The organism is Roseateles sp., from assembly GCF_039595295.1.
GTDB lineage: Bacteria > Pseudomonadota > Gammaproteobacteria > Burkholderiales > Burkholderiaceae_C > Roseateles.
Genome location: NZ_JBCNLU010000009.1, coordinates 29,222 through 44,070 on the forward strand (window position 1 = coordinate 29,222; position 14,849 = coordinate 44,070).

Genomic DNA, 14,849 nt, shown 5'->3' on the forward strand with positions numbered 1-14,849 from the left:
CGGGGCATCGTGGCACTCCTGGAGGTGACAAGGGCGACGCACCCTTCGGCGCGCCGCCCCTGTTGTCCGTCCCCGGCGCTGCGGGTTCAGCCGGCCCGCGCCGTCACCACACCTTGCAGCGCTCCGCGTTCGGCTTGACCATCTTCTGGCCGGGCTTGCAGTTGAAGGCCTTCTCGAACTCCGGCATGTTCACCACCACGCCGTTGATCCGATAGCGCCCCGGCGAATGCGGGTCGGTCAGCGCGTGCACGCGCGCGTACTCGGGCCGGGTCTGGCTGCAGTCCCATTGCGCGAAGCCGACGAAGAAGCGCTGCTCCGGCGTCAGGCCGTCACGCGATTCCAGCGTCATGTCCGCCACCTGCGCCTTCCATGCGGCATGAGCCAGCACCAGCCCGCCCAGGTCGGCCAGGTCCTCGCCCAGGGTGAGCTTGCTGTTGATTCGGATGTCGTCGACCACGACGTACTGCGCGTACTGCTGCGTCACGCAGGCGGCGCGTTGCTCGAAAGACTTGGCGTCCTTCTTGGTCCACCAATCGCGCAGGTTTCCCTTGGCGTCGAACTGCCGCCCCTCATCGTCGAAGCCGTGGATCAGCTCATGGCCGATGGTGCCGCCGGTGTTGCCGTAGTTGGGCGCGTCATCCATCTTCCGGTCGAACAGCGGCGGCTGCAGCACACCGGCCGGGAAGTTGATGTCGTTCATCTGCGCGTCGTAATAGGCGTTGACGGTCTGCGGCGTCATGCCCCATTCGCCGCGATCCACCGGCTTGCCGATCTTGGCCAGCTGACGCTTGAGCTCGAACGCATGGCCGCGCATCACGTTGCCGGCGAAGTCGTCGCGCGCCACCGCGAGCGCGCCGTAGTCGCGCCAGCGGTCCGGGTAGCCGACCTTGTTGACGATGGCCTGCAGCTTCTCGATCGCGCGCTTGCGCGTAGCCTCGCTCATCCAGCTCAGCGAGCGGATGCGCGCGGCCATCGCGTCCTCGATCTGCTTGGTCATGGTGAGCGTCTTGTCCTTCAGTTCGGGGCTGAAGTTGCGCGCGACGAATTCCTGACCCAGCGCCTCGCCCAGCTGCGCGTCGACCAGCTCGACGCAGCGCTTCCAACGCGCCTTGAGCTGCGGCACGCCTTGCAGCGTCTGGCCGAAGAACTCGAAGTCCGCCCGCACCCAGTCCGCCGACAGCGTCCCGGACAGGCTGCTCACCAGCTGCCAGCGCAGGTAGTCGCGCAGCTCGCCGAGGTCGCGCTTGGCCAGCTCCTGACCCATGGCCTTGAAAAAGGCCGGCTCGGTGACGTTGAGCGACTTGGCCGGGTCCAGGCCCAGCGCGCGCTGGTAAGCCGCCCAGTCGAAGCCCGGCGTCAGCGCCTGCAGGCCAGCGGCCCGCATCGGATGGAAGCCCTTGTAGGGGTCGCGCTTGTCGACGCGGCTCAGCGAGGCCCGCGCCAGCGCGGTCTCCAGCGCCAGCACGCGCTGGGCCTGCGCCTGCGCGGCGACGGGCGTGTCGCCCAGCAGCGCGAAGCTGCGCGCCACGTGGGCGGTGAATTGCTCGCGCAGCTGGCGCGACTTGTCGTCGGTCTTGAAGTAGTACTCGCGGTCCGGCAGGCTCAGGCCGCCGGCATAGGCGAAGGCGATCACCTTGGTCGCATCCTTCATGTCCTGGCCGGACGTGAAGCGGAACAGCAGGCGCTCGTTGTTGGTCGCCAATTGCAGCGCCGCGAGCAGCGAGGGCAATTCGCGGCGGTCCTTGAGCGCCTCGATGCGCGACAGCAGCGGACGCAGCGGCGCGAGCGCGTGCCGGTCGGCGGCGCCCTCGTCCATGCAGGCGGCGAAGTAGTCGCCCATGCGCGCCTGGTTGGCGCTGCGCGCCGGATCGGCGGCGGAGAGCTTGTCCAGCACGCCCCACAGGTAGCGCTGGTTCTCGTTGGCCATCTTGGCGTAGACCGACCAGCGCGCCTGGTCCGGGGGAATCGGATTGGCCTGCATCCAGCCGCCGCAGGCGAACTGGTAGAGGTCCTCGCAAGGATCGGCGCCGCGGTCCATCGCCGCCGTGTCCAGGCTGGGCGTGTAGGGCAGGCGGTCCAGCGGACCTTCGGTGGCCACGGGCTCGGCGCCGGGCGTGGCGAGGGCGGCCACGGGCGTCGCGTCGCGGGCCGGGTCTTGCGGGGGGGCACTGGCGCAAGCGCCAAGAACGGCGGCCGCGATGAGCACGGCCGCGGCATTGCGGGCAAGGGGAGGACGGGTCATGGCCGGCGGCGGGTGGTGAAAGCTGGCGGGCATTCTCCGTCAGCGTCCGCGCGCGCCAAGGTGTCTTCCGACACTCCCGGCGCGCAGGCGCCGCACCGACCTGACGTCCGGGCTCAGCCGCCCTGCGGTCCGCGCACCAGGAGCACGGGCACCTCGGCGTAGCGCACGATCAGCTCGGCGTCGCTGCCCAGCAGCGCGCGCGAGAAGCCGCGCCGGCCGTGCGTGCCCAGCACGATGACCTCGCCGCCCCAGGACTTGCATTCGGCGGTGACCAGATCGCTCACCCGCGAGGCCAGGCTCTCGGTGAGCTGCTCCGACACCGCGACGCCGGCGGCGCGCACAAGGGCGGCGGCGTCGTCCAGCACCTTGCGACCGCCGGAGCGGATCTGCTCGAAGTTGTCCGGCGTGATGCCCAGCCCGGCGCTGGACATCATGGAGAAGGCCTGCAGGTCCAGCGCGTGCAGCAGGCGGATCTCTCCGCCGCTGAGCTGGGCCAGCCGGATCGCCTCCGCCAGGCCGGCGTTGGAGGTCGGGCTGCCGTCGACAGGAACCAGGATCTTGGCGTACATGGTCATCGCTCCATCGGATGGGATGGGGGGATGCTAATTCCGCCGACCTCCCCGGTGTGCTCCGGTATCAGCCTCGGGGCGACAGGCGGTTCAACCCGCCGTCACGGATTGCAGAACGGTCAATGTCGCGGCATTGGGCGTCATGTTGCCGCGCAGTTCCAGCTGCAGCCGATCTCTGCATTGCTCGACGTTCTCAGGGGTCAGACGTTTGATCCACTTCGCCCGCTTCTCCTCAGGCAGCGCATCGAAGACGTCCTTCAGCGCATGCTTCAGGACCTCTTGCTGGGCAACATGCGACTGGACGCCGAACGTCTTTCGTGCCTCGGCGCTGTCATTCCTCAGGCGTGTGAACATCGCGTCGTACTTGTTCAGCGTCGCCGTCTGCGCGGCCAGATGCAGGGCCTTGCCCGCGCCGAAGGTGTGCGCAGGCATGATCGCCCGCGCCATGCCGGCGGGGTATTCCTCACCCAGCACCTTGGCCAGATCCAGCGCGAACTGCCGCAGATGGACGCCACGTGACCCGTTGACCGGGTTTTGCCATTCCTTGAAGCACGCTGAGTTCAAGAACTCCGCGCGCGACTCCTCGGCGGGGTCGATCGACTCGTAGATGCCCGAGCCTCGGCCCGCGCTGGAACTGCGGGCTTGGGCGGGCTCGCCGACCGGCTCATACAGCGGATTCTCGGCCTGGGTCTGCGGGCGGAATTGCCCCGCGCGCCCCAGGGTTTGGGCCAGCGCCGCCAGTCCCGAGGCCGGGCCATAGAGGTTCTCGGAAGGCGCGCTCCGGTGAGTCCGCAGGTGGTCGTAGTTGTTGGGGCTAGCGTCGGGCTCAGGCTCGGAAGGCTGAGGGTGGACCCCCGGCTGGTCGGGGATCCCGTTTGACGTATTGGCGTAGGAAGGCATGCTGATCATCAGAGTCTCCAGACAAAAAGGCGCGCGGTCCGTCGCGGACCGCGCGCCTTGTCAGTGGCGACCCGGCCGGGGCCAGCCCCGGCCTTTCCCGCTCACTGCGCACTGAAAGTGCTGAGCGCCTTCGGGAACTTGAACAGCCACAGCCGCGTCAGGCGGTCGACCTCGTTGCCTCGCGTCACCCGCGCCGTCACGGCGCCGGCGGCGCAGCTGCCATCCTGCAGGATCACGCCGTTGACGTCGACGGTGCACTCGGTCGGGTCGCCCGCGACTGGTTTGCCCTTGGCGTCCACCAGCGTGGACTTCAGGCCGAAGTCGTTGTCATTGACCAGCGCCAGCGTGTTGGCGTCGACGACGGCCAGACCCTCGGCCTTCTCGGCCTTCCAGCCGGCGGCGTTCAGGTCCAGCAGCACGGTCTTCTTGAGCTTGACCACGTCGGCCCAGCTCACCGCCGAGGCGGTCACGCCGTCGATGCTGTTCTTCTCCAGCTCGGTGCCGATGGCGGTGATCTCGGTCGCCGTGGCGGGGATCTCGACCAGCATCAGGAAATTGCGCACCGCGCCCGTGGAATCGGCGCCCTGTTCGATGACGATGAACTTGCCGTTGCCCAGCGACACCAGGTCGCCCAGCTTGGCGCTGCCGGTGCGATTGCGGTCCCACTTGCCGCCCTTGGCCGCGAGCGGATAGCTCAGCGGATAGGCGTAGAGCTTGGAGGTCTCGGTCTTGGGATCAAACTCGATCCAGCGCGCGAACTGGGCGAAGTCACGCACCTTCACCTTGTCGTTGTTCTTGCCGTCCTGGTCCATGTCGCTGGTGTCGACGACCTCGATGCTCTTGCCGGCGCCGTCCACCGGGTCGATGGGGCTCTGCAGGAAGCCGTGCAGCTTGCCGCTGGCCGTGTCCATCGCCAGGCCTTCCATGCCGCGGTTGGGACGGCGGTGCTTCAGCACGTCGGGCAGGCTGCCCGCGGTCGTGCCGGGCGCATAACGCTTGATGACCTGGAAGGTGGTCGCGTCGATCTTGACGATGAAGGGGCCGTACTCGTCCGAGGTCCAGAACACCTTGTTGGCGGCGTCCCAGATCAGGGTTTCGCTGTCCAGGCCGTTGGCGTCGAAGCCGGCCTTGGCGTTGTCGTACTTGAGCGCGTCGTTGAGCGGCACCTCGGCGCTGGAGCCCACGGCGCCGAAGGGCAGCGGACGGCCGGTGACCTTGGAGCCGTCGGCGTTCTTCAGCGGATTGAGCGCGGTGATGGCCGCGCCGGTCTTGGCCAGCGTGATCACGCCGATGGATGGCGCGAAGCTGGGCGCGGGGAACATCTTGGTGCTGACCACCGCGCCGGTGTCCGGGCGCGGCGCGCTCGGGCTGTCGCCGTTGGGGCCGCGGTCGGTGATGGCGTAGAACTCCATCGCGCCGTCGGCGTTCTTGCCCTTGTAGGCCAGGCCGGAGCCCAGCGCCGGATAGAAGCCCTTGGGGAAGTCCTTCTTGGCGTCGGCGTTGGCGCCCTCGTAGGGCACGTACTGGCTGTCGGCGGCGCGCACCTGGAACTTGGTGATCGCGACGGCGCCGCCGGCGGTGTCCTGGCTGGAGCTGCTGGTCTCGGTCTTGCCGAGCAGCGTGGCCAGCGTCGATTCGTAATGCTCGACCGCGGCGGCGCGGCGGGTGGCGCTCATCGCGCGGGCCGAGTAGGGCTGGCCGTAGGCGTCGTTCTGCGTGGCGGGCAGCAGCGCGGAGAAGGCGGTGTCGAAGGCGGCCGGCGCGGCGGCAAAGTCCAGGGTCTTGCCGGCCAGCGCGGTGCTGACGGCGGCAGGGATGGCGATGCCGTTGGTGGGATCGTCGTCCTCGTCCAGGGCTTGCAGGAAGACCAGGCGGTTCTGCAGCGCGGCGTCGGTCAGCGCGGTGGTGCCGGCCAGATCGGCCACGGCGATGTCGGCCACGCACTTGGCGCTGCCCACCGTGACGCCGCCGACGGTGAAGGTCACCGTGTCGTCGGCCATGCAGGGGAACAGGCCGCCCGCGCCGGTCTTGCCGGAGGCGCCGCTCGGCTTGGCCGAGTAGCTCACGCCCTCGACCGGCGCATCGACCAGGCGCGCGGAGATCGCGGTCTTGGCGGGCGTGGTGTCGATGCTGTCGTCACCGCCGCAGGCGCTCAGCGCGGCGGCGCTGGCGGCGGCCAGCAGGGACAGGCTCAGGCGGCGGGCGCCGGTGGGGGGCAAGGTCCTCATGTCGTTCTCGTCTCGCTTCTTGTGGGTCCCGGCCCAACGCCGGACAGGGCGGCACGCTAAGGATGCGGCGTGACAGCGGCGTGAAGGCGCTTCACGCAGCGGCAATAAAGAGACAGGGAGGTGACATGGAGACCGGCTCTCGAAGACCTCTTGGAGACCTCTCGAAGACCCTCTCCCCAGCCCTCTCCCGCAAGCGGGCGAGGGGGCAAGACGCAGAGAGAGAGAGAGAGAGGGGGGAAGAGAGAGGGGGGAAGAGAGAGGTAAGAGGTAAGAGGGGAAGAGTGAGCAGGGAAGGCGGAGCGCGCAGTACGGGGAAAGAAAACAGAAAGCCCCGGCGTCGCGCGGTGAAGGCGCGACCCGGGGCCCCGGTCAGCGGATGCAGAGGAGGATCAGCCGCTGACCTTGATGCGGTTGTTGACGGACTGGACGCCCTTGGTCGCCAGCGCCATCGAGCCGGCGCGGTCGCGCGCGGCCAGGTCCGGCGCCTTGCCGTCCAGGGTCACATGGCCGTGCTCGGTTTCGACCTTGACGTCGAGCGCGCTCAGCTTGGGATCGCCGGCCAGCGCGGTCTTGATGGCGGTGGTGATCTGGGCGTCGTCGACGGCGACACCGGCCTTGTCGGCGGCGCGCTCCATCTTCTTGCCCATGTCGTCGGCGGCTTGGCGGGTCTCGGCCGCGGCCTGGTCGGACTTCTGCTCCATCTTGGCGATGCCGTCGTCCAGACGCTGACCGGCGGTGCGGTCGTCATCTTCACGGCCGCAGGCGGCCAGGGCGACGGCGGCCACCACGGCGGGCAGCAGCAGGGCCAGGGAATGGGGGCGATTCGTGTGTTGCATGGCAGGCTCCTTTCGGGTGCTGGGGTGCAAGAGGACGTCAGGTAGACCTGGCGGTCCTCGCGGTCCCTCCGGTCCATGTCCTTGACTCTAGGCAGGTCGCCGCATGCCGCGGGTCGGCTGGCGCCGGAAGCCGCAGTCGCCCCGCGTCCCGCCCCGCCGTAGGACCGCGCCTACGGCCCAAACCGCCGGCGCTACCACGCCCTCTCCCGCTCACGGACCGGGCGGTATGCCGGGCATCGGGAAGTCGATGCGCGGGATCTCCGCCTCATCCCGATCCTCGGCCTTGAGCGGCAGCCAGGCGCGCACCTCGGTCCCCTGACCCGGCGCGCTGTGCAGCTGCAGCTGGCCGCGTTCAGCCTCCACCCGAAAGCGCATCCCCAGCAGCCCATGCGACCCCATCGTCATCCGCGCCGGATCAAAGCCCTGGCCGTTGTCCGTCACGCACACCAGCGCCTGCGCGTACTCGCGCTTGAGCGTCACCGTGGCCTGCGTCGCATGCGCGTACTTGGCCATGTTGGTCAACGCCTCCTGCACCAGCCGGAAGGCCGTGAGCTGCGCGCTGGCGGGCAGCTTCACCGCCGGATCCAGCGCCAATTCGATGGGAACGCCCAGCCGCTCGGAAGTCTCGCGGCACAGGATCTCCAGCGCCGGCACCAGGCCGAGCTGATCCAGCGTCGACGGCCGCAGGTCCTCGATGATGCGGCGCTTGAGCGCGATGCCGCTGTTGAGCGTCTCCGTCAGATGGCTGAGCCGCTGCATCAGGTCCGGCGCCTCGACCTGCAGCTTGGGCCGCATCCGCGCGACGTCCAGTTTGGCCGCGGTCAGCAGCGCGCCCAGCTCGTCGTGCAGGTCACGGGCCAGCCGGGCGCGCTCATCCTCGCGCGCGGTCTGCAGATGGCGGGCCAATTGCGTCAGCTCGGCCGTGCGGCGGCCCACCTCGACCTCGAGCCGGTCGCGCTCGGCGCGCATCTCCTCCTGCTGCTCGGCGCGCTGCACGTCCAGGGCGCGGCTCTTGCGCAGGAAGAGCACGAACACCAGCAAACTCAGCAGCGTCATCCCCGACACGCCGATCCGGCTGAGCATCAGCGTGTCGTAGACCTGACCGGTCCCCATGGCAATGCGGGCGTTCTCGTCGGCCAGCAGCTCCGCGCTGCGGCGCCGGATCTGCTCCATCTGGTCGCGGCCGATGTCGGTCATCATGAGCTCGCGCCCCGCCTCCGGACGGCCGCTCTCATAGAGCTTGAGCACCTCCTGCAGCTCGCTGAGCTTGGCGCCCACGGCGGTGGCGATCTCCTTGCTGCGGTGCTGAGCGTCGGCGGCGCCGACCTGCCCGTACATGCGCTGCAAGGCGTTCAGGCCCTGGGAGGCATCTTCGGCGGCGAATCGGTAAGGATCCAGGTATTCCGCGCGCCCGGTGATCAGGAATCCCCGTTGCCCTGACTCGGCGTCGGTCACCCGGGCCATCAGCCGCAGCAGTTCCATGCGGGCGCGGCCCAGCGTGTCCAGACGGTCCATCTGCGAGACAGCGCCGAAGTAGGCCAGCTCGCTGATCAGGATCATCAGCAGGGCCACGAACAAGCCCAGCGGCAAGGCCCAGGTCTTGCGGCCCAGGTTCGTGACGGTGTCCTTCAGGCTCATCCTCTACACTCCCTCGAGCGATACGCTCTTCACTTGACCATCGCCACCATGATCCGAATCGCCATCGTCGACGACCACGCGATTGTCCGCGCCGGACTGCGCCAATTCCTCTCGGAGCAGGTCGACCTGCGCGTGACCGGCGAAGCCGGCTCCGGGCGCGAGGCGCTGGACCTGGTCCGCGCCGGCGAGCTCGACGTGATGCTCATGGACCTGTCGCTGCCCGACCAGAACGGCGTCGAGACGCTGGCCGCCATCAAGGCCCGCAAGCCGGAGCTCCCGGTGCTCATCCTGAGCGGCTTCCCGGAGACGCACTACGCGACCACGCTGCTTCGCCAGGGCGCCAGCGGCTATCTGAACAAAGAATGTGACCCGGAAGAGATCGCCACGGCGATCCGCACGGTGTTCCGCGGCCGCAAGTACATCACGCCGGCGGTGGCCGAACTGCTGGCCGAAGGATTGGGCGCCTCGCCCGACCAGGCCCCGCATGACACCTTGTCCGAGCGCGAACTGCAGGTCTTCCTGCGCCTGGCGCGCGGCGAGACCGTCGGCCACATCGCCGACGGCATGTCGCTGAGCGTGAAGACGGTGTCGACCTACCGGTCGCGGGTGCTCGAGAAGCTGGCGCTCAACACCAACAGCGAGCTGACCTATTACGCCCTCAAGAACGGGCTGATCGAGTAGCCGCATCGCGCGTCGCCGCATCGGCCAGGCCGGTGCAATAGGCCAGCAGATCCTCGAGCTCCGCGGACTTGTCGAAGACCTTGTGGGCCCCCAGCGCGAGACAGCGCTGACGCATGTCCGGCGTGGCGTAGTTGCTGAGCACGACGCGATGCGCGTCCGGCAGTTGCTCGCCTGCCGCGCGCAGCACGTTCAGCCCGGTCCCCTGCGCCAGGAAGATGTCGATGATCAGCAGGTCGCAGCCGGGGTGCTCGCCCGAGAGCCAGCGCAGCGCGCCCCCCTCGTCGACCGCATGGCCGAGCACGCGCAGATCCACCATCTCCTCGAGCGTCGCCACCAGGTTCTCCCGGATGACGGCGTTGTCCTCGACGAGGAAGCAGGTCAGGGCGGCGCTGGCGGGCTGGACTTCCATGGCACTTCAGAAACAACGGCGCGCGAGCGGGCGTCATGCACGAGGCAGTTCGTCCGTTCGCGCGGGGCGCCTGGCCGGCGGGCACTGGCCGCCGACCGGACGCTTCGGAATCGCGAGCCGCGTCAGTTGCGGATGGCGATCTCGTTCTTGACGCGCTTCACGCCCTTGACCTCGCGAGCCAGGCGCTCGGCGCTGGCCTTCTCGTCGGCGTTCTTGGCGAAGCCGGACAGCATCACCTCGCCTTGCAGCGTCTCGACGTGGATCGAGGTCGCGTCGACGGCCTTGTTCTCGACGAACTTGGACTTCACGGACGCGGTGATGCCGGCGTCGTCGACGTATTCGCCGACGGAGGACTGACCGCGCGTGACCGCGCAGCCCGGCAGCAGGGTGATGGCGCCCAGCGCGGTGGCCAGGGCAAGAACGGTGGCACGGATCATCATGTCGAATCTCCTTGGAGTGGTGGTGAGGCTCAGGCGCTCGCGGCGTGGCGGTGCATCGCCACGACGGCCTGGGCCGGTTCTGCGAACGTCGCGGGGGCGTGATCCAAGAGATAGGGCAGCGCCGCTTCCAGGCCCAGCATCGGGTCGTTTTCAGCGAGGGCGGTCCATTGGACTTGGCACTCGGCATCCTGGGCGAACAGGCTGAGGGAACTGTGGTCGGCGAATCCCATCTCTTGGCTCCTTGGGCGCCCCGTGGCGCGCTGGAATCCACTCTACGTATGCCGAACATGCGGGCCTGTCGTCCGCATCCGCGATGTGTTGTAGGACAAGCGGCCATGGGGCCGGCGCGCGGGGGAATGGGGCTTTGTCCTACAGGGGCTAGCGGGAGGGCCCGACAGGATCGGGCACAGGGGCTGCCTAGGATGCGGGCAAGATTCAGAACGAGACGACCATGACCCTGATTGCTTCCCCGGTGGCGCCGAAGATTGCGCCGACGATTGCGCCGAGTCCGGCGCCGGCAGCCCCCGATTTCCGTCCCACGCACGGCGTGAATGCCGAGTTGCTCCTGTCCACGCCGCTGACGGTGGTGGTGAGGGCACGACTGGATTTCATCGCCCCCGATGGCTTGGCCGACGAACAGGAACTGGCGCTGGTGATCCCGCGCAGCCGCTGCGAGGGCGACCAGCCCTACTGGCCGGCGCTGCTGTCGGCCGCGACCGAGCACTGGCACCGTTGCCCCGGCCACGCGCGACGCATGCTGACTTGCGTCGACGGCGAGTGGAAGACGCTGCTGACCGCACAACCGGGCCATTGACGGCTCCTGGACAGCCTGGACGCGGATAATCCGGCGTTGGCCCTGCGGGGGCCCGACGACGCATGATCCGACGCTCCTCTTCCGACTTTCCTTCTTCCCCGACCCGGCTTCCACGCCGCTCCACAAGCCGTCATCCACGCCGCTTCGCGATGCGCGCCGCCTGTCTGGCGATATGCGCCGCTGCGGCGCTGGCGCTGAGCGGCTGCGGCACCTTCGGCAGCGACGCGAAGGCGGCACGCAAGAACTCGGTCTACCTGAACGAGCGCTTCCAATCGGATGAGACCTACTCGCGGCTGTTCGATGCCAGCGTCGAGGAGACCTGCGAGGCGGCGCGGCGCGCGCTGCTGAGCCAGGGCTACATCATCAACACGGCGTCGGCCTCGTCCATCACCGGCGCGAAGCGCTTCCAGCCGGAAGCGGACGTGCACGTGGAGATCAACTTCAACATCGTGTGCGTGCCCGAAGGGGGCGGCGGCAAGATCGCGACCGCTTACGTGTCAGCGCTGCAGGACCGCTACAACGTCAAGCGCAGCTCCAACTCCACGAGCCTGGGCGTGAGCGCGATCGGATCGATCTCGGTGCCGCTGTCGTCGACCTCGGAGTCGCTGGTGAAGGTGGCCTCCGAAACCATCCCGGCCGGACAGTTCTACGACCGGTTCTTCGCGTTGATGCAGCGGCTGCTCAAGGAGCAGGGGGCGGAGGAAGCGCGTGAGAGTGAGAAGACGGGCGGCTGAGACACCGCCCGCCGCAGCGGTCAGCGGTCAGCGCCACCCTGGCTTCTGAACGCCTTGATGCGCTCCTCGGAAACAGGGTCGTCACAGGCCAACTCCTTCAGCGGACCGTGATGCTTCTCCACAAGCTTCCAAAAATCATCATCCGAAACTGGACGGATAGCCCGCCGTGCGATGTCGTCTCTGTTCATGCCGTCACCCGAATGTTGCGCTGCCCGACGTAGTGATGAAAACGCGTCCAGCTTTCTGAACCATCTGCCAACGAGAACTCCAGCCGGATCGACTCGCCGTGCTCGAGCCAGAACCTCTCACCCTCACAAGTAGACATCAGGCCTGCCATTGTCTCAATCCCGCGGCAGCAAGAAGGCAGCTCAGGATGCTCGCGGAGCCGCTCTGGCAACGGCGCGTTGAAGCCAATGAGCGGCCACACGTAGTAACCGTTCATCGCGTTGCTCCCCGTCCATGTCGACCGGTCGCCGACGGCATGGACGATGACCTTGCTGATGCTTCCGAAGCTCTTCGCTTCCAGCAGCTCGATCGCGACGCTGCGCGGGCCGATGCCCAGAAATCGAAACTCCGCCTGCAACACGAAGCTCGCGTTCAGGATCTGGAAGACATAGCCGTCCGCTTCCTGCCTCACCAGCCGAACCAGCGGCTCTTCAAGCAAGCGATCATTGATCGCCTTGAGCTGAATTGCTCCGCCGTCGAGGACCGTCACTTCCAGGCGACTGTCTCTTGGCGCTCCGGAGAGCCTCGCCAACTCGGCGTCGGTGCGCCACCCCTCCAACTCCGGGCTCCGCATCACCTTCACGGTGCTCGGGTCAAACCACTTCCTCGTCACTTCATCCATCTCGTACCACCTCGTCTCACATGGGAGGCCGGCAGTCTCGGGATGTCGTTCGATTCGGTGAATAACAAAAGGGCGTCCTTGTGGACGCCCCTCTGACTTGTCGCGGTCAAGCGGCTGACCGCTTCCTGGATCACTTCGTCGGCTTGGCTTTCTCGCCCTTGTCCAGCACCAGTCCGCGACGTTCCAGCAGCGGCTGGATCAGCGGCTCGTGGCCGACCACCGCGCGGAACATCGACAGCGCGTCCTGGCTGCCACCCTGCGACAGCAGCTTCGCGCGGAAGGCGTCGCCCAGCTCGCGCTTCAGACCACCGTTGGCCTTGAACCATTGCACCGTGTTGGCGTCCAGCACCTCCGACCACACGTAGGCGTAATAGCCCGCCGCGTAGCCGCCCATGATGTGGCTGAAGTAGGGGGTGCGATAACGCGGCGGCACCGCGTCGTAATCGAAGCCCTCCTCGCGCAGCGCCTTGGCCTCGAAGTCCATCACGCCGTCCGCCGCCGGGATCTGCTCCAGCGGCAGCTGATGCCAGCGCTGGTCCAGCATCGCCGCGCTCAGGTACTCCGTCGTCGCAAAGCCCTGGTTGAACTGCTTGGCTGCCAGCACCTTGTCCAGCAGCGCGCGCGGCATCGGCTCGCCCGTCTTGTAATGCTTGGCGTAGTTGGACAGGATGCTCGGCCAGTCAGCCCACATCTCGTTCACCTGCGACGGGTACTCGACGAAATCGCGCGGCACCTTGGTGCCGGCCATGCTCGGGTACTTCACGTTCGAGAACATCCCATGCAGCGCATGGCCGAACTCGTGGAACATCGTGTTCACCTCGTCCCAGGTGAGCAGCGTGGGCTTGCCGTCCATGGGCTTGGGGATGTTCAGGTGATTCGCCACCACCGGCTTCTGGTTCAGCAGCCCGCTCTGGTCGACGTAGGCGTTCATCCACGCGCCACCGCGCTTGGACGGCCGCGCGTACATGTCGGCGATGAAGATCGCCAGCTGCGAGCCGTCCGCGTTGAACACGTCATAGACCAGCACGTCCGGCTGGTACACCGGCAGGTCGCGGCGCTGCTTGAACTTGAGCCCGTACAGCTGACCGGCCGCGTAGAACACGCCGTTCTCCAGCACGTTCTTCATCTCCAGGTACGGCTTGAGCTGCGACTCGTCGAAGCCGTACTTGGCGGCGCGCACCTTCTCGCTGTAGAAGCTCCAATCCCAGGCCGCCAGCTTGAACGAGGGCTGCCGCTTGGCGGCCTGCTCGCGATCGATCATGGCCTGCAACTCGCCGCCCTCGCGGCGCGCGGCGTTCTCAGCCGCGGGCGCCAGCTGGCGCAGCATCGCGTTGACCGCGGACACGCTCTGCGCGGTCTCGTCCTTGAGCACGAAGTCCGCATGCGTGGCGAAGCCCAGCAGGCGCGCGCGCTCGGCGCGCAGCGTCAGCACGCGCGACACCAGCCCGGTGTTGTCGTAGGCGTTGCCGCGCGAGCCGCGCGCGATCGAGGTCTCATAGATGCGCTGACGCAGCGCGCGGTTCTCCAGCTGCGACAGCACCGGCTGGCCGGTGGTGTTCAGCAGCGCGATGACGTACTTGCCCTCCAGCCCGCGCGTCTTCGCGGCGGCCGCCGCGGCGCTGATCTGCTCCTCGCTCAGACCGGCCAGCTCGGAAGCGCTGTCGACGACGACTGCCGAGTCGTTCACCTCGGCCAGCACGTTCTGGTTGAAGCGCGCCCCCAGTTGCGCGAGCTCGCCGTTGATCGCCTTCATGCGGGCCTTGCCGGCCTCGTCCAGCTTGGCGCCGGCACGCAGCAGCTGGTTGTAATGGCGCTCGACCAGGCGCTGTTCCTGCGCGCCCAGGTTCATCGTCGCGCGCTGCTGATAGAGCGCCTCGACGCGCGCGAACAGCTTGGGATTGAGCGCGATCGCATCGCGATGCGCGGCCAGCTTGGTCGCGTAATCAGCCTGCAGCTTCAGACGCGCGGGGTTGGCGTCGGCGCCGGTCAGGCTGGACAGCAGCGTGTAGGCGCGGCCCAGCGTGCGGCCGCCGCGCTCCAGCGCGAGGATGGTGTTCTCGAAACTCGGCGCGGCCGGGTTGTCGACGATGGCGTTGACCTCGGACAGCTGCTCGGCCATGCCCTGGTCCAGCGCGGGGCCGATGTCGGCGTCGCGGATCCTGTCGAAGGGCGGGTACTGCAGCGGCAGCGTGCTCGGCGCAAGCAGCAGATTGACGGCGCTCGGCGCCTCGGCGTCGCCGGCGGCGGCGGCTGCGTTCTGGGAAGCGGGGGCGGCGGAAGCGCCGTTGTTCTGGGCCAGCGCGGGGAGTGTGGCGCTCACGAGGGCCACGGTAGCGGCCAGGACGAAGGGAATCCTCATGGGATGCGGCCCGCCGGTGCGGACGATCTATTTTTGCAAGGCCGCCACCTTAGCCGATGGCACCCCGTCCCGACGGTCGCCACGGGCGCCGTCCGCCCCGGACATGCCCGACCCCGGGTCTACCCTAGTCGCCCCCGCGGGGGCCGATGCCG

General features: G+C 68.1%; 15 protein-coding genes. 3 read left to right on the forward strand and 12 right to left on the reverse strand.

Going from position 1 to position 14,849, the window contains the following annotated elements:
* Positions 1-103: 103 nt before the first annotated feature.
* From ABDW59_RS09045 to ABDW59_RS09070, 6 genes are all read right to left on the reverse strand, one after another.
* Positions 104-2,242, reverse strand: coding sequence for a M13 family metallopeptidase (locus tag ABDW59_RS09045; protein WP_343629367.1), 2,139 nt, complete (start codon positions 2,240-2,242; stop codon positions 104-106).
* A gap of 113 nt (positions 2,243-2,355) precedes the next feature.
* Positions 2,356-2,811: a universal stress protein gene (locus tag ABDW59_RS09050; RefSeq protein ID WP_343629368.1), complete on the reverse strand. Its 456-nt coding sequence runs from the start codon at positions 2,809-2,811 to the stop codon at positions 2,356-2,358.
* 90 nt (positions 2,812-2,901) lie between these two features.
* Entirely contained in the window at positions 2,902-3,720 is an 819-nt protein-coding gene (locus tag ABDW59_RS09055; RefSeq protein ID WP_343629369.1) for a hypothetical protein, read from the reverse strand.
* Between the two features lie 92 nt (positions 3,721-3,812).
* Complete coding sequence (locus ABDW59_RS09060; protein ID WP_343629370.1) at positions 3,813-5,939, reverse strand: esterase-like activity of phytase family protein; 2,127 nt, start codon at positions 5,937-5,939, stop codon at positions 3,813-3,815.
* 389 nt (positions 5,940-6,328) lie between these two features.
* Positions 6,329-6,775, reverse strand: a complete 447-nt coding sequence (locus ABDW59_RS09065) for a BON domain-containing protein (RefSeq protein ID WP_343629371.1) — start codon at positions 6,773-6,775, stop codon at positions 6,329-6,331.
* A gap of 210 nt (positions 6,776-6,985) precedes the next feature.
* Complete coding sequence (locus tag ABDW59_RS09070; protein ID WP_343629372.1) at positions 6,986-8,413, reverse strand: CHASE3 domain-containing protein; 1,428 nt, start codon at positions 8,411-8,413, stop codon at positions 6,986-6,988.
* A gap of 48 nt (positions 8,414-8,461) precedes the next feature.
* Here ABDW59_RS09070 and ABDW59_RS09075 point away from each other — a divergent pair, with 48 nt between their 5' ends.
* Entirely contained in the window at positions 8,462-9,094 is a 633-nt protein-coding gene (locus tag ABDW59_RS09075; RefSeq protein WP_343629373.1) for a response regulator transcription factor, read from the forward strand.
* Here the strand turns inward: ABDW59_RS09075 and ABDW59_RS09080 are convergent.
* The 3 genes from ABDW59_RS09080 to ABDW59_RS09090 all read right to left on the reverse strand — a co-directional run bounded on the left by ABDW59_RS09080 (position 9,072) and on the right by ABDW59_RS09090 (position 10,173).
* Positions 9,072-9,503, reverse strand: a complete 432-nt coding sequence (locus tag ABDW59_RS09080; protein WP_343629374.1) for a response regulator — start codon at positions 9,501-9,503, stop codon at positions 9,072-9,074. The two genes, ABDW59_RS09075 and ABDW59_RS09080, sit on opposite strands and share 23 nt — an antisense overlap.
* Before the next feature lie 122 nt (positions 9,504-9,625).
* Positions 9,626-9,940, reverse strand: a complete 315-nt coding sequence (locus ABDW59_RS09085; RefSeq protein WP_343629510.1) for a BON domain-containing protein — start codon at positions 9,938-9,940, stop codon at positions 9,626-9,628.
* A 32-nt stretch (positions 9,941-9,972) separates the two neighbouring features.
* The gene (locus ABDW59_RS09090; RefSeq protein ID WP_343629375.1) at positions 9,973-10,173 is read right to left on the reverse strand and encodes a hypothetical protein; all 201 of its coding nucleotides are present in this window, start codon (positions 10,171-10,173) and stop codon (positions 9,973-9,975) included.
* Positions 10,174-10,394: 221 nt separating this feature from the next.
* Between ABDW59_RS09090 and ABDW59_RS09095 the strand changes: the two genes are divergently transcribed.
* Positions 10,395-10,757 (forward strand): hypothetical protein, encoded by a 363-nt coding sequence (locus ABDW59_RS09095; RefSeq protein ID WP_343629376.1) that lies wholly within the window; start codon positions 10,395-10,397, stop codon positions 10,755-10,757.
* A 149-nt stretch (positions 10,758-10,906) separates the two neighbouring features.
* On the forward strand, positions 10,907-11,491 hold the full coding sequence (locus ABDW59_RS09100) for a DUF2242 domain-containing protein (protein ID WP_343629377.1): 585 nt from the start codon (positions 10,907-10,909) through the stop codon (positions 11,489-11,491).
* Positions 11,492-11,511: 20 nt separating this feature from the next.
* Here ABDW59_RS09100 and ABDW59_RS09105 read toward each other — a convergent pair whose 3' ends face one another.
* The 3 genes from ABDW59_RS09105 to ABDW59_RS09115 all read right to left on the reverse strand — a co-directional run bounded on the left by ABDW59_RS09105 (position 11,512) and on the right by ABDW59_RS09115 (position 14,658).
* Positions 11,512-11,679 carry a hypothetical protein gene (locus ABDW59_RS09105; RefSeq protein ID WP_343629378.1) on the reverse strand — a complete coding sequence of 56 codons (168 nt, stop codon included), beginning with the start codon at positions 11,677-11,679 and terminating at the stop codon, positions 11,512-11,514.
* Entirely contained in the window at positions 11,676-12,338 is a 663-nt protein-coding gene (locus ABDW59_RS09110) for a hypothetical protein (protein ID WP_343629379.1), read from the reverse strand. Before ABDW59_RS09110 ends, ABDW59_RS09105 begins: the two co-directional genes overlap by 4 nt.
* A 130-nt stretch (positions 12,339-12,468) precedes the next feature.
* Complete coding sequence (locus ABDW59_RS09115) at positions 12,469-14,658, reverse strand: M3 family metallopeptidase (RefSeq protein WP_343629380.1); 2,190 nt, start codon at positions 14,656-14,658, stop codon at positions 12,469-12,471.
* Positions 14,659-14,849: the final 191 nt, after the last annotated feature.

Coding starts and splice junctions, on each gene's coding strand:
- ABDW59_RS09045 (WP_343629367.1), bottom strand. CDS start 2,242: ATGACCCGTCCTCCCCTTGCCCGCAATGCCGCGGCCGTGCTCATCGCG.
- ABDW59_RS09050 (WP_343629368.1), bottom strand. CDS start 2,811: ATGTACGCCAAGATCCTGGTTCCTGTCGACGGCAGCCCGACCTCCAAC.
- ABDW59_RS09055 (WP_343629369.1), bottom strand. CDS start 3,720: ATGATCAGCATGCCTTCCTACGCCAATACGTCAAACGGGATCCCCGAC.
- ABDW59_RS09060 (WP_343629370.1), bottom strand. CDS start 5,939: ATGAGGACCTTGCCCCCCACCGGCGCCCGCCGCCTGAGCCTGTCCCTG.
- ABDW59_RS09065 (WP_343629371.1), bottom strand. CDS start 6,775: ATGCAACACACGAATCGCCCCCATTCCCTGGCCCTGCTGCTGCCCGCC.
- ABDW59_RS09070 (WP_343629372.1), bottom strand. CDS start 8,413: ATGAGCCTGAAGGACACCGTCACGAACCTGGGCCGCAAGACCTGGGCC.
- ABDW59_RS09075 (WP_343629373.1), top strand. CDS start 8,462: ATGATCCGAATCGCCATCGTCGACGACCACGCGATTGTCCGCGCCGGA.
- ABDW59_RS09080 (WP_343629374.1), bottom strand. CDS start 9,503: ATGGAAGTCCAGCCCGCCAGCGCCGCCCTGACCTGCTTCCTCGTCGAG.
- ABDW59_RS09085 (WP_343629510.1), bottom strand. CDS start 9,940: ATGATCCGTGCCACCGTTCTTGCCCTGGCCACCGCGCTGGGCGCCATC.
- ABDW59_RS09090 (WP_343629375.1), bottom strand. CDS start 10,173: ATGGGATTCGCCGACCACAGTTCCCTCAGCCTGTTCGCCCAGGATGCC.
- ABDW59_RS09095 (WP_343629376.1), top strand. CDS start 10,395: ATGACCCTGATTGCTTCCCCGGTGGCGCCGAAGATTGCGCCGACGATT.
- ABDW59_RS09100 (WP_343629377.1), top strand. CDS start 10,907: ATGCGCGCCGCCTGTCTGGCGATATGCGCCGCTGCGGCGCTGGCGCTG.
- ABDW59_RS09105 (WP_343629378.1), bottom strand. CDS start 11,679: ATGAACAGAGACGACATCGCACGGCGGGCTATCCGTCCAGTTTCGGAT.
- ABDW59_RS09110 (WP_343629379.1), bottom strand. CDS start 12,338: ATGGATGAAGTGACGAGGAAGTGGTTTGACCCGAGCACCGTGAAGGTG.